13 protein-coding genes are annotated in these 11,991 nt (G+C 64.4%); 2 read left to right on the top strand and 11 right to left on the bottom strand.

The genetic code is table 11. The features are described from left to right. Positions 1-15: 15 nt before the first annotated feature. Complete coding sequence (locus LZC95_43540; GenBank protein ID WXA93315.1) at positions 16-174, top strand: hypothetical protein; 159 nt, start codon at positions 16-18, stop codon at positions 172-174. Positions 175-331: 157 nt separating this feature from the next. Here the strand turns inward: LZC95_43540 and LZC95_43535 are convergent, their stop codons facing one another. The 8 genes from LZC95_43535 to LZC95_43500 all read right to left on the bottom strand — a co-directional run bounded on the left by LZC95_43535 (position 332) and on the right by LZC95_43500 (position 7,251). Then, the gene (locus LZC95_43535; protein ID WXA93314.1) at positions 332-1,153 is read right to left on the bottom strand and encodes a tryptophan 2,3-dioxygenase family protein; all 822 of its coding nucleotides are present in this window, start codon (positions 1,151-1,153) and stop codon (positions 332-334) included. A 72-nt stretch (positions 1,154-1,225) separates the two neighbouring features. Continuing rightward, the gene (locus LZC95_43530) at positions 1,226-1,369 is read right to left on the bottom strand and encodes a hypothetical protein (protein ID WXA93313.1); all 144 of its coding nucleotides are present in this window, start codon (positions 1,367-1,369) and stop codon (positions 1,226-1,228) included. A gap of 66 nt (positions 1,370-1,435) precedes the next feature. After that, complete coding sequence (locus tag LZC95_43525) at positions 1,436-1,645, bottom strand: hypothetical protein (GenBank protein ID WXA93312.1); 210 nt, start codon at positions 1,643-1,645, stop codon at positions 1,436-1,438. Positions 1,646-1,701: 56 nt separating this feature from the next. After that, complete coding sequence (locus tag LZC95_43520; protein ID WXA93311.1) at positions 1,702-2,751, bottom strand: substrate-binding domain-containing protein; 1,050 nt, start codon at positions 2,749-2,751, stop codon at positions 1,702-1,704. Positions 2,752-2,778: 27 nt separating this feature from the next. Beyond that, complete coding sequence (locus LZC95_43515) at positions 2,779-3,753, bottom strand: ABC transporter permease (protein WXA93310.1); 975 nt, start codon at positions 3,751-3,753, stop codon at positions 2,779-2,781. Next, positions 3,750-5,258 carry a sugar ABC transporter ATP-binding protein gene (locus LZC95_43510; GenBank protein WXA93309.1) on the bottom strand — a complete coding sequence of 503 codons (1,509 nt, stop codon included), beginning with the start codon at positions 5,256-5,258 and terminating at the stop codon, positions 3,750-3,752. The genes LZC95_43515 and LZC95_43510 overlap by 4 nt, the downstream gene beginning before the upstream one ends. 2 nt (positions 5,259-5,260) lie before the next feature. Beyond that, complete coding sequence (locus LZC95_43505) at positions 5,261-6,181, bottom strand: TIM barrel protein (GenBank protein WXA93308.1); 921 nt, start codon at positions 6,179-6,181, stop codon at positions 5,261-5,263. Further along, positions 6,178-7,251, bottom strand: coding sequence for a Gfo/Idh/MocA family oxidoreductase (locus LZC95_43500; GenBank protein ID WXA93307.1), 1,074 nt, complete (start codon positions 7,249-7,251; stop codon positions 6,178-6,180). Before LZC95_43500 ends, LZC95_43505 begins: the two co-directional genes overlap by 4 nt. A 117-nt stretch (positions 7,252-7,368) precedes the next feature. Between LZC95_43500 and LZC95_43495 the strand changes: the two genes are divergently transcribed. Continuing rightward, the gene (locus LZC95_43495; GenBank protein WXA93306.1) at positions 7,369-8,559 is read left to right on the top strand and encodes an ROK family protein; all 1,191 of its coding nucleotides are present in this window, start codon (positions 7,369-7,371) and stop codon (positions 8,557-8,559) included. A gap of 9 nt (positions 8,560-8,568) precedes the next feature. Here LZC95_43495 and LZC95_43490 read toward each other — a convergent pair whose 3' ends face one another. The 3 genes from LZC95_43490 to LZC95_43480 form a co-directional block, all read right to left on the bottom strand. Next, a complete protein-coding gene (locus tag LZC95_43490; protein ID WXA93305.1) occupies positions 8,569-9,018 on the bottom strand; it encodes a hypothetical protein in 450 nt (149 codons plus the stop codon). A gap of 177 nt (positions 9,019-9,195) precedes the next feature. After that, positions 9,196-9,735 (bottom strand): hypothetical protein, encoded by a 540-nt coding sequence (locus tag LZC95_43485; protein WXA93304.1) that lies wholly within the window; start codon positions 9,733-9,735, stop codon positions 9,196-9,198. A gap of 273 nt (positions 9,736-10,008) precedes the next feature. Beyond that, positions 10,009-11,877 (bottom strand): alpha-L-fucosidase, encoded by a 1,869-nt coding sequence (locus tag LZC95_43480; GenBank protein WXA93303.1) that lies wholly within the window; start codon positions 11,875-11,877, stop codon positions 10,009-10,011. Positions 11,878-11,991 lie beyond the last annotated feature (114 nt).

Below are 11,991 nucleotides of genomic sequence, written 5' to 3'. Positions count from 1 at the left end.
AAGTCGGAGGTGGCCATGAACCGAGCCAAAATGCAGCAAACCGTATTGGGTGCCATCTTGGTCGACTTTGCCGTGCTCTATCTCGGCGCAGTTACCTACAATCAACCGGCCATGATCGTCGCAGGGTTGCTCATCCTCGCGCTCGCGGCCGGAGCGGCGCTCGTCTCGTTCTAGAAGCCAGAGAAATTTCACATGAAGGCGGGAAGGCGGGAAGGAGTTCCGGCGCGAAGCAGCGCAGAGGGCTTTTTTGGGGTTTCACTTCGCTCACTGGGCCGAGTGAACACAAAAAAACTCCCCGCCTCCCCGCCTCCCTGTGAATCCTTCCCTGGGTTTACAGTTCGCTGCGGACGGCCCAGAGGTCGGGGAACATGGGGGTGAACAAGGTCTTGCGCAGGTAGGCGGAGCCGGCGGAGCCGCCGGTGCCCGCCTTGTCGCCAATCGTGCGTTCGACCATTTTCACGTGGCGGTAGCGCCATTCTTGGAGCCCCTCGTCGAAGTCCACCAAGAGCTCGGCCACGTTGGCCGGGCCGGCGTCGTCTCGGTACACGCGCAAGAGGACCTGCTGGAGCTCGGGCGAGGGCTGCCTCGGCTGGGTGACATCGCGCTCGGTCGACAGCGGGTAGCCCTGGTTGACCAGGTAACTCACGAACGAATCGAACAACGAGGGGCGAGACATCGCCTTGGCGATCCGTTCGCGCGCGGTGCTGCCCTCGGGGTAATGCTTGAAGACACGCTCGTCCCGGCGGCCGAGCACCGCCTCGAGCTCGCGGAACTGGGCCGATTGAAAGCCGCTCGAGGCCTCCAGCCGGGCGCGGAAGCTCGTGAATTGGCTGGGCGTCATCGTCTCCAGCACGTCGATCTGATGAACGACCACCTTGAGGATGGTGAGAATCCGGCGCAGCGTCCGCACGGCATGCGGGGTGTCGCCGACTTCGAGCCGCTCCTGCAGGTACTCCAACTCATGCAGGATCTGCTTGAACCATAGCTCGTAGACCTGATGGATCACGATGAAGAGCACCTCATCGTGCTCGTCGGACCGCGGGCGCTGCGCACCGAGGACTTCGTCCAGTGCCAGATACGAAGCGTACGTCAGCGCCGCCTGCGTGGAGGCCGAGGGATCTTGCGCCGTGGTCGGGGGCTTTTCAGCGGTCATGGTTCAGCAAGGAACCACCCCACCTTGGAGGTGGGCAAGCCCTTTCGCATGACGCGCTATCGAGCGTCGCCCCTAGGGCGTGCTTCGCGAAGCTGGCGCTGGAGTGGGGCGAGCGGCCTCGGCTTCGTCGAGCTTCGACTCCACCTCTTTGAGGTGCGCTGCGTCGAGCTTTACCCGCATTTCACCGAGCGCGCGCCGCGCTTCTTTGAGGGTCATGCTGTGCTTGTCGAACTCGATGCAGATCAGACACATCCTCGAACTGTAGCACCGCTTGCGGCCGCGTCATTCCGCAGGCGTTTGCGGCTGCCCCGTGGGCGTCTCCCCTTGGCACTGGTCGTTCGAGGCTTGCATGACCTGGGAGGCGACCCCATGCCGGTGGGACGACTGCGGCGGCGGAGCTTTCGCCTCCACGGTGCTGGCATTGACGCGGCAGCCTGCAAGCGCAGGAACGAGGCTCAGTGCGATCCATAGAAGGTGCTTGTGACGTTCCATCGGGAGCACAGGTGCCCACGTCCCGGCGCTCCGTTCAAAATTTCGTACGTACCTTTTTATTCGTAACCGAACGTTAGGAACGTGTTCACGTTCTCTTTCGTCACCGCCGTGGCCGGCACTTGGATGCGGCTCGGCACCTCGGGCTCGGTGAGATCGCGCAGGCCTTTGCCTTGTCCGATGAGACGGGCAAGTCGAATCGCCGAGGCGGCCATCGACGGGTTGTAGAGGAACGTCGCACGGTAAAGGCTGCCATTTTTCACGAGATCCATCGCCCGCTTCGAGCCGCCGGCGCCGGTGACGAACATCTCCTTGTCGCGCTTCGCGTTCTGGATCGCGGAGACCACGCCCATCGCCATGTCGTCATCATGTGTGTAGACTGCATCGATTTTCTTTTGCGCCTGGAGGATAGCCTCCATCACCTCGAGCCCCTTGTCGGGGAGGAAGTTCGCAGCCTGGCGCGCGACGACCTGGACGCCGTTGTTGCAGCGCTTGATGGCGTCGTTGAAGCCTTTGGTGCGCAGCTCGGTCACCGAAATGCCGGCGATGCCTTGGATCTCGACCACGTTGCCTTTGCAATTGAGTTGCTCGGCGATGTAGTTGCCCGCCGAAAAGCCGATGCCGTAGTTGTCGCCGCCGATCCAGGTGCGGTACGCCGAGGGGCTCGCGAGCTCGCGGTCCACGGCCACCACGGGAATGTGCGCACGCATCGCGGCTTGCGCGGCGGGCGTGAGGGCTTGTCCGTCGGTGGGAAGCACCACGAGCACGTCGGGTTTTCCCGCCACGAGGGCATCGATTTGCGAGGCCTGCGACGCGGGATCGGTGGCTCCTTCCGAGACCTCCAGGGTGACGTCGCCGAGGCGCTTGGCCTCCTCGCGCGCATTCTTGACGATGGCCGCGAGCCAGCCGTGGTCGGCGCCCGGTGCGCTGAAGGCGACCTTCACCGGCTTGCCCGGTGCCGACTTTTCTTCGGTGACCGCGGCGGTCGCGTTTGGCGAGGTGGCTGCGACGCGCTCACCCTCGGGAGAGCCTTTGGCGGGCGCCTTGTCGCAGCCCATGATGGCGAACGATGCGAAAGCCGTGAGCAAGAATCGACGGTGGGCAAGCATGATTGTCTCCTCGCATGGGGCCTTTGGCTACGCGCCCTTGCGCTGCACCAGCACGGCCGCAAAAATGATGATGCCTTTGACGATTTGCTGAATCTCGATGCGCATATCGAGCAGCGTGAGCAAGTTGAAGATGACCGCGAACGTGAGGACACCGAGCACGGTGCCCACGACGGTGGCCTTCCCGCCGGCGAGGCTCGTCCCGCCGATGACCACCGCGGCAATCGCGTCGAGCTCGTAGAAATTGCCGGCGATGGGGGAGGCGGAGGCGAGCCGCCCGGTGAGGAGCGTGGCCGAGAGCCCGGCGCACAACCCCGTGATCGCGTACACGCTGAGCAGCACGCGCTGCACGCGCACGCCGCCGATACGTGCGGCCTCGCGGTTGCTCCCGACGGCGACGACGTAGCGGCCGTAGCGCGTCTGATTGAGGATCACCCAGCCGATGGCGGCGACCAAGAGCAGCACCCACGCGGGCACGGGAACACCGAGTACCTGGCCGGCGCCGAACCAGCGGAGGGTCTCGAGCTCGCCCACCGGAATGGGCGTCTTGTCGCTCATCCACAGCGCCGTTCCGCGTGCGACCGTGAGCATGGCCAACGTGACGATGAACGGAACGACCTTGCCGTAAGCGACGGCGATGCCATTGGCCGCACCCGCGGCGGTGCCCGCGAGAAGGGCTGCCGCGATGAAGGCGAGATCGCCCCCGCCGGCGAGCTTTCCGCCGGCGATGGCCGCGAACGCGAGGACCGAGCCGACGGACAGGTCGATGCCGCCCGTGGCGATGATGAAGGTCATGCCGATGGCGAGGATGCCCACGGCGCTCGCCTGGGTGACCGTGGCCTTGAGGTTCTCGTAATTGAGAAAGCGCTCGCCGCGCAGCACGCCACCCGCCACCACGAGAAGGACGAGCACCAACGTGAGGGCGAAATCTTGGATGCGGCGGAGCCGAACTTGCTCGGACCTCGATGCCGGTTTTCTCGGTGCGATCGCGTTGGCGGCGTTCATGCCGTGGCCTCCACACAATGACGAAGCAAGAGCGGCTCGGTCGCCTCGGCGCCGTCCACTTCGGCGACCACGGCACCTTCCCGCATCACCAGGATTCGCGTGCATACTGCAACGAGTTCCGAAAGGTCCGACGAGACGACGATGACCGCCATGCCCTTCGCGGCCAGCTCGCCGACGACGCGGTAGATCTCGGCGCGGGCGCCGACGTCGACCCCCCGCGTGGGCTCGTCGAGCAGGAGAATCCGGCACTCGTGGAACAACCACCGGCAGAAGAGGACCTTTTGCTGGTTGCCGCCCGAAAGTTCCCGTACAGGCTGCTCGATGTTGGCGTACTTGGTCGCAATGCCGTCCAAATGGCCCCGGGCGCGCGTTTGCTCGGCGGCCACATCGATCCAGCCGAAGCGCGAAACCTGCGGGAGCGCCGCCAGCGACGCATTGGCCGCGAGACCCCAATCGAGGAGCAGGCCTTGTGCCTTGCGATCCTCGGGGATGAAGCCCATGCCGGCATCGATTGCGCAGTCGGGGCGGCCGCGCGGCAGCGAAGCGCCGGACACGAGGACCTCGCCACCCTCCGTGCGATCGAGCCCGTAAATCAAGCGAAGCAACTCCGTGCGGCCCGCGCCGACGAGGCCCGCGATGCCGAGGATTTCCCCCGCGTGCAGATCAAAACGAATCGGCCCCACGCCGGCGCGGTGGACGTCCCGCACCGAAAGCACGATGTTCTTTTTCTCGAGGAGCGCGCTGCCTCGGTTGGCGATGGCCGGTTTGGCCGCGTTGCCGACCATGAGGGAAATGAGTTCGCTCGCCGGGGTCGACGCGGGCAGGCCCGATGCCACGGTGCGCCCGTCGCGCAGGACGCTCACGCGATGGCCGATGGTGGCAATCTCGCCGAGCAAATGCGAAATGAAGATGACGCTCGTCCCCTGCTCGAGGAGGCTTCGCACCACCGCGAAAAGCGCCTCGATTTCCGACGCATCCAAGATGGCCGACGGCTCGTCCAAAATGAGCAGGCGCGCCTTGGCCGACAGCGCTCGCGCAATGGAGACGATCTGCTGAAACGCCGGGCGGAGCTCGCCCACCGTCGCATCGACGGAAATATCTTCGTGCCGGAGGCGGGCGAGCACCTCTTTTGCACCCGCGCGCATGGCGCGGCGATCCAAAAAGGGACCGCGGCAGGGTTCGCGGCCGAAGTAGATGCTCTCGGCCACCGTGAGATCGGGCGCGAGATCCAGCTCCTGGTAAATGGTGGCCACGCCCCGCGCGAGCGAGGCCGAAGGACTGCCCGCGGGCAGGGGAACTCCGTCGAGAAGGATTTCCCCGCTCGTGGGCTCGACGGCGCCGGAGACGCATTTGATGAGCGTCGACTTGCCCGCGCCATTGGCGCCAAGGAGGCAATGCACCTCGCCCGCGTGAACGTCGAAATGGACGCCATCGAGGGCGGTCCCGCCCGGGTACCGCTTGGTGAGGCCGCGAACCTCGAGGAGGGGACCTCCCGCGCGTTCCATGTTCAGCGCACCACCAGCGGGCGCAACGTGCGGTGCGCAATCTCGAGCCCCGTCTTCACCTTGTCTTCGGTGCCGCCCCACACGGGGTCTTCGTGTTCCACGGAGAGCGCACCGTCGAAGCCGCCCTCATAGAGAACATCGACCAAGCGCACCCAGTCGACCTGCCCCAAACCGGGAACGCGGTAACGCCACCAGCCCATGTCCCACGCATCCTTGCGATCGCGCATCTTGCCGTAGAAGCCGTAGCGGTTCTGCAGGGCAGGGAAGGTCTCGATGTCCTTGGCCTGTGCGTGCGCGATGCGATGGATGTACGGCCGCACGGCAGCAATGGGATCGATGCCGAGCCAGACGAGGTGCGATGGATCGAAATTGAGGTAGAGCCCCACGTCGAACATCCACTCCCAGAGCTCGGGCGAGTAGGCGAGGTTGCCCGGGTAACCGTCCGGGTGCCAGCCCTCCATGACGCAGTTCTCGATGACGATCTTCACGCCGCGCGCGCCTGCGTGTTCCACCAAGGGACGAAAAACGCGCTCGGCTTCGCGCAGGTTCTCGCTCACGCTTCGCGTGGGATCGCGCCCGACGAAGGTGCCCACCGTGGGAACGCCGAGCGACGCCGCCGCGTCGATGCAACAGCGTACGTGCGCATGCACGCGCGCGCGCTCCGCCGGATCGGGGTGCAGGTTGTTGTCGTAGTATGCGAGCGACGAGAGGGTCAGTCCGTGCCGCTGCGCGATGCCTTGCACCCGCGCGATCTCCGCATCGCCCATGTTCTCCGCCGCGATGTGCGTGGCGGTGAAGGGACGATCGCCCTGGAGCGGCCACGCGGCCACCTCGAGCGACTCGTAGCCATGGGCCTGTGCCCACGCGGCGATGTGTTCGAGCGAAAGGCCGGGGAGGCAGGCGGTGAGAAAGCCGAGCTTCATACGGGTACCTCTTGCCATGTGCGGGTCTCGGCGGAGCGAATGACCGCCTGCACGATGCGTGCGGCGCGCAGGCCGTCGGCAAAGCGCGGAAGTCCGTTGGGTACGTCTCCCGTGCGCATCGCTTGGTAGGCGTCGCGAACGAAGCCATCGAAGGCGTCGGCGTAACCTTGCGGGTGGCCACCCGGCGCCACCACGTAGCGTGCGGCTTCCGGGGAAAGCTGTCCGGGATCGCGCCGGATGACGTGGTCGCCGTCGCGCCTGCCGATCCACGCGCTCTCCGGCGCCTCTTGGTCGAAGACCAGCGTCTCGTGCTGCCCGGAGAGCTCGATCGCGAGGCGGTTCTTTCGGCCTGCGGAAACCTGGCTCACCACCACCGAGCCGCGCGCGCCTCGGTCCGTGTCGAACAACATGGTGACGAAGTCCTCGGTGGGGCGCCCGGTGTGGGCGCGCCCCATGTCCGCGCAGAGCTGCACGATGCGGTGGCCGGTGACGAATTCGACGAGATCGCACCAGTGGGAGCCGATGTCCGCGAAGGCGCGCGAGCGGCCGCCGAGCTCCGCATCGACGCGCCAGTTGGAATCGCCCGGCAAGAGCAGCCAATCTTGCAGGTAGGTGCCGTGGATCAAATGCAGTGCGCCCGGGGTGCCGGTCTGCACGCGGCGGCGCAGCTCGCGCACCAGCGGATAGAATCGGTACACGAAGGGGACGGCCGTCACCATGCGGCTCGCGCTCTCCGCGAGAACGAGCCGTTCGGCGCCCGCTACATCGAGGGCCAGCGGCTTTTCGCAGATGACGTGCTTGCCCGCGGCGAGGGCGGCCTCGGTGAGGGGCACGTGCAGATGGTTGGGCGTGCAGATATGGACCACGTCCACGTCCGGCGCGGTCACCAACTCTTCGGACGATCCGAACGCGTGCTCCACGCCCAACTCGGTGGCGGCCGCGCGCGCGCGTTCGGCGCTGGATGCCGAGATGCCGACCAGGCGCGCCCCCGCGAGCCTTGCCGACCGTGCATGGATGCGCCCCACGAACCCTGCTCCGGCAATGGCCACGCGAAAGGTCGAGTTCATCATGCTACTCGTACTGGTACTTTTGCGTGTTGTAAAGCATAAGTTGTGATGCGCTAAGTCAAAAGGCGGCGACCTTCGGCTTGACAGCGCGGCCGCGGTTTGGCTTATGTCCTCGAACCGATGTTGCGGGAGCGTTCAGTCAATCAGCCGGTCACCGGCTCCGGGGCACTCCTGCAGGTCATTCGACAAGGTCGTGCGACGACCCGCGCCGAGTTGATCGAGGTCACCGGCCTCGCCCGCTCGACGGTGGCTCAGCGCCTCGATCTTTTGCGTGCGCGCGATCTCATCGTCGACGCCGGCGAAAATCCGTCGACGGGTGGGCGCCCCCCGGCGGTCTTTGCCTTCAATCAGAACGCGGGCCTGGTGCTCGTGGCCGATCTGGGCGTGACCCATTGCCGGCTGGCCGTGGCGGATCTCGCTGGGCGCCCGCTCATCGAGCTGGCGACGGATCTCGAGATTGCCAAGGGGCCGGAGCACGTCCTCACCTGGGTGCGCGCTCGCTTCGCCGACTTGGTCGATCGCTCCGGTCGTAACATGAACGAGGTGCGCGGCATTGGCATCGGCGTACCCGGGCCCGTCGAGTTCGCGACGGGGCAGGCGGTGCACCCGCCCATCATGCCGGGGTGGGATGGCTTCTCCATCCCGAATTGGCTCTCGCGTTACCACGATGTGCCCGTGCTCGTGGACAACGACGTCAACATCATGGCCATTGGCGAGCACTGGATGCACTGGCGCGACGCCGCGCATCTTCTGTTCGTCAAAGTCGGTTCGGGCATCGGCTGCGGCATCGTCGCAGGGGGCGCCATCCATCGCGGCGCGCAAGGTGCCGCCGGCGACATCGGCCATATTCAAGTGACGAATCGCGAGGACGCCACCTGCCACTGCGGCAACGTCGGTTGCCTCGAGGCGGTTGCCGGCGGTCTCGCCATGGCGCGCGCGCTCACCGCCATGGGCATTCCCGCGGCCACCAGCCGCGACGTGGTGAAGCTCGCGCGCGGAGGCAACCGCGATGCGGCCATGCTGGTGCGCGAAGCCGGCCGCGCCCTCGGTCAGGTACTCGCGGCCGCCGTCAACTTGGTCAATCCGGGGGTCATCGTCATCGGCGGCGACGTGGCCCACGCGCACGAACAGCTGCTGGCCGGCGTGCGCGAGGAGCTTTATCGCCGCTCCCTGCCGCTGGCCACGCGCCATTTGCGCATCGCGCGCAGCGAATTGGAAGACCGCGCCGGCGTGATCGGTGCGGCCGTCATGGTCATCGAGCACATTCTCTCGCCCGATGCCGTCGACCGCGCCCTCGCCGCGGGCGCGTGATTCACCGATTCAGGGGCTCGCCCGAAGCTCCCCGGAAGCGCTACTCATGAGCGACGAGAGCGGCCCGCCATCGACGGAAACGGCGCTCGATTCGAGGCTTCCCCCGTGCAAATCGGCGGAATTCGTCATCAGCTGCCCCTGACAAGAGGAGGGGTAGTTTCCGCTGAGTTCGAGACACGTGATCTTCTGCAGATAGGGCAAACACGACTGACGAAGTTGGCCCTCGTCGCGAATCTCGACCACGCGCGAGCAATTCGCGCCGGCCTGCTGGTAATACGCATCGTAAGCCTGTTGGCGGGATACCCCGCAGCGCACATACGCATCGACGACGGCGTCGCCGAGATCGATGCATGCGCGCCGGACGCTGGCATCGTCATCGCTGCTGCTGCACCCGTTCATCGAAGAAAGCAAAGCTGCAAAGAGAAAAGAAAGACTCGATAAGCGAACGAACGTGGACATTGAAAGAAGCCTCCAAGAAGGTGTCTCTCGGTACTGCAATTGGAACGCCATATTGTAATTCAACGAAAAGCGCGAAAAGGGCCGTCAGTGTAATCGCGTGTTCATGTCGAGACGAGGAACGTGTGCATGGCGGTGCCGCCTTCGAGGACGGCACGCGCCAACGTCCTTGTTCCTTCGTTACCGCTCCTCGATGAGCCGCTCCAACGAGGGCATCACGAGCCCTTCCGTCGCGTCCTGAGGCGCGAGGCTTCCCTGCATCAATCTCTGATTCACGAGCAACTGTCCCTGGCAGCTCGCGTCGATCCTGGGGGGATCGCTCAGGAGATCCGAGCACGATACGGTGCCCAACGAAGGAAAGCACTGCCCGCGAAGTTCGGTTTCGTTGCGAATACCCACGACCTTCGGGCACCCAGGACCGCCCAGTTTTGCCATGAACAAGTCGTAGAATTCTTGATAGTTGCCACCGCAACGGGCGTAGGCCTTGCCGAACACGTCGGTGTAGTCGGTGCAAGCCTTCACGATCTTTTCGCGAGGGTTGCCGCCGCCGCTGCCGTCGGGCTTTTGATCGCCGCTGTCGCTCCCGGCATCCGTCCCGCTATCGGGCTTTGGCGTCGGTTGACCGGGACCGTCGTCGTCGTTGCTGCTGCAGGCGACGATCGAAGAAGCGAGGGTGGCGAAAAGAAAAGAAATGGTCGCAATGCGCGAGAACATGGACATTGAGATAAAGCCTCCTAAGAAGTCGCTTTTCGGTACTGCAAGCCGAAAGCCAATCTGCAGTGAATGTCCAAGTTCCAAGAACGTCGCACTTCGTAGGGGACGTGGTGCGATCCACCTCGCGGGCGTATCCGTGCGTTCATGCCGAGGTTCTCACGTGTGGTTACCTGTCCCGTCATCTTGCGCCAGCGCACGGCGTGAATTGTCAATGAAAAGGGAGCTCGACCCGGGCCGAGCTCCCATCTGCTACTTCAAAAAAGCGCGCCGAAAGAAAGCTTACGGCGACGGATAGAGCTGGGTCACCGGCACGATCTCCTGCGGGGTATTCGGGCTCATCCAAAGCAGTTTCATCGATGCCTCGCCGCCGCGCTCCGTCTGCTCGAGACGAATCGTGTGGTGGTGCCCCGCCTGGAGAGTCACCGTCCCGCGATCGATCTGCGGCCCGTGCGGCGACGTATTGTCGATGACCAGCTGCCCATCGATCCACAGCCGCACGGTATCGTCGGACATCGCGATGAACGTGTACGCTTCGGAATAGCGTGGCTCGATGCTCCCGGTCCATCGCGAGGAGAACGTCTCCGCGGGGATCTGGGACGCCGGCGAACCCGTGAATTTCCAATTGTAATTGACCCGCGCATCCGTGCGGCGCACGGTCGGCTCGCCGGAGAAGTTCGCATTGGGCCAGAATTGCGCCGACAATCCCGTGCCGCTCCCGGCCGGCGTTGGGGCGGCCGTGGCAATCCCCACTTCGATGACCGTGGGATCGCCCACGCGGCCGCCGTTCGGGCGAATCGTCACGGTATCGCCCGAGCGCGTTGCATTCACCGTTTGCGAGCTGCCCAGCACCCGCGCTCCCGTCACGTTGAACGATGTCCGCGCATGCAAGGTCAGCGAGCCGCCCGACGCCGGCCAATTGTACACCGATGCATAAAGCTTGTTCCCGCGGCGGCTCACCACGCCCCACGAAGGCTCGTCCACCACGCCGGGGCTTTCCGCTTGGTACACCGCATTCGATTGCCCATTGGCGCGTAGCCAACTGCCCATACCGCGCAGCCTGGTTGCCGCCTCGGCGGGCACCCGCCCGAGCGCATCGGGCCCCACGTTCAAAAGATAATTGCCACTACGGCTCGCGATGGTGGTCAGCTTGCGCGTCAGATCGGTCACCGATTTCCAATTTTGATCGTGCCGCGCGTACCCCCAGCTCCCATTGATGGTCATGCACGATTCCCACAACTGACCGAGCACCGGCTCATTGGGAATCTCCTGCTCCGGTGTGCCCGTATCGCCGTCCGCCACGCGCCGCTTTCCGACCCGGTTGTTGATGATCAAATTGGGATCCAGATCGCGCAAGTACGCTTCCAACTGCTCGCCATCCTCGGCCTTCCAGGGATTGTACGGATTGGTCGTGTCCCACTCGCCATCGAACCAGAGAATCGCCGGATGGTAATTGGTGATCAGTTCCTTCAACTGCGCATACATGCGCTCTTTGTATTTGGGAAACGTCGATGCATTCGGAAAATCGGGATCGTGCCAATCCCAAATGGAATAATAGAAGCCGAGTTTGACCCCGCGAGCATCCGAGGCACGTTTCAGCTCGGCCAAGATGTCGCGTGTCTTGTCGAATGCCGAGTGGTCCCTCAGGTTCCACGTGTTGACCTTGGTCGGCCACATCGCATAGCCCTCGTGGTGCTTCGAGGTGATGACGATGTAGCGTTGCCCGGCATCGGCGGCCAACGACGCAATTGCATTGGCGTCGAACCCGCTCGGGTTGAACGTCTTCGCGAATTGCTCGTATTCGCTCATCGGGATGTTGCACTCCCGTTTGATCCATTCGGCGTTCTTGCAAACGCTTCCACTCGGCGACGTGTATTCGCCCTCGTAGTGAGAATACGCGCCGAAGTGGATGAACATCCCGAAGCGATCCTGTCGCCACCACGCCGTGCGTGCCGCGGTGAAGGGATCGTCGATGGCGTAGTTGGTTCCCGGTCCACTGGCCGCCAGCTCCTGCGACCTATTCATCGGATGAATGGCGCCTTCGTCCTCTGTGAAGGCACCGCTTTGACAGCCGTAGAAAAGCAGCGGCACGCCGAGCAGCGCGGGCAAAGAGCCTAATGCGCGAAAATACCTCGAGAAACCATGCTTCATGGGTGACCTCGCGGAAGGGATGGGTTTTCCCCTCCATACTCGAGGCCGCGGCAGTCATCCCATCTTTTACAAGCTCAACCGTAAAGAAAAAGCTCCCGACCGGTGCAAGACCGG

This window comes from Sorangiineae bacterium MSr12523 (assembly GCA_037157775.1).
GTDB lineage: Bacteria > Myxococcota_A > Polyangia > Polyangiales > Polyangiaceae > Pendulispora > Pendulispora brunnea.
The sequence above is the reverse complement of the archived record's forward strand: the minus strand, read 5'-3'. Positions and strand labels throughout refer to the sequence as shown.

Coding starts and splice junctions, on each gene's coding strand:
- LZC95_43505 (WXA93308.1), bottom strand. CDS start 6,181: ATGAAGCTCGGCTTTCTCACCGCCTGCCTCCCCGGCCTTTCGCTCGAA.
- LZC95_43485 (WXA93304.1), bottom strand. CDS start 9,735: ATGTCCATGTTCTCGCGCATTGCGACCATTTCTTTTCTTTTCGCCACC.
- LZC95_43495 (WXA93306.1), top strand. CDS start 7,369: ATGTTGCGGGAGCGTTCAGTCAATCAGCCGGTCACCGGCTCCGGGGCA.
- LZC95_43535 (WXA93314.1), bottom strand. CDS start 1,153: ATGACCGCTGAAAAGCCCCCGACCACGGCGCAAGATCCCTCGGCCTCC.
- LZC95_43480 (WXA93303.1), bottom strand. CDS start 11,877: ATGAAGCATGGTTTCTCGAGGTATTTTCGCGCATTAGGCTCTTTGCCC.
- LZC95_43530 (WXA93313.1), bottom strand. CDS start 1,369: ATGACCCTCAAAGAAGCGCGGCGCGCGCTCGGTGAAATGCGGGTAAAG.
- LZC95_43515 (WXA93310.1), bottom strand. CDS start 3,753: ATGAACGCCGCCAACGCGATCGCACCGAGAAAACCGGCATCGAGGTCC.
- LZC95_43540 (WXA93315.1), top strand. CDS start 16: ATGAACCGAGCCAAAATGCAGCAAACCGTATTGGGTGCCATCTTGGTC.
- LZC95_43510 (WXA93309.1), bottom strand. CDS start 5,258: ATGGAACGCGCGGGAGGTCCCCTCCTCGAGGTTCGCGGCCTCACCAAG.
- LZC95_43520 (WXA93311.1), bottom strand. CDS start 2,751: ATGCTTGCCCACCGTCGATTCTTGCTCACGGCTTTCGCATCGTTCGCC.
- LZC95_43500 (WXA93307.1), bottom strand. CDS start 7,251: ATGATGAACTCGACCTTTCGCGTGGCCATTGCCGGAGCAGGGTTCGTG.
- LZC95_43490 (WXA93305.1), bottom strand. CDS start 9,018: ATGTCCACGTTCGTTCGCTTATCGAGTCTTTCTTTTCTCTTTGCAGCT.
- LZC95_43525 (WXA93312.1), bottom strand. CDS start 1,645: ATGGAACGTCACAAGCACCTTCTATGGATCGCACTGAGCCTCGTTCCT.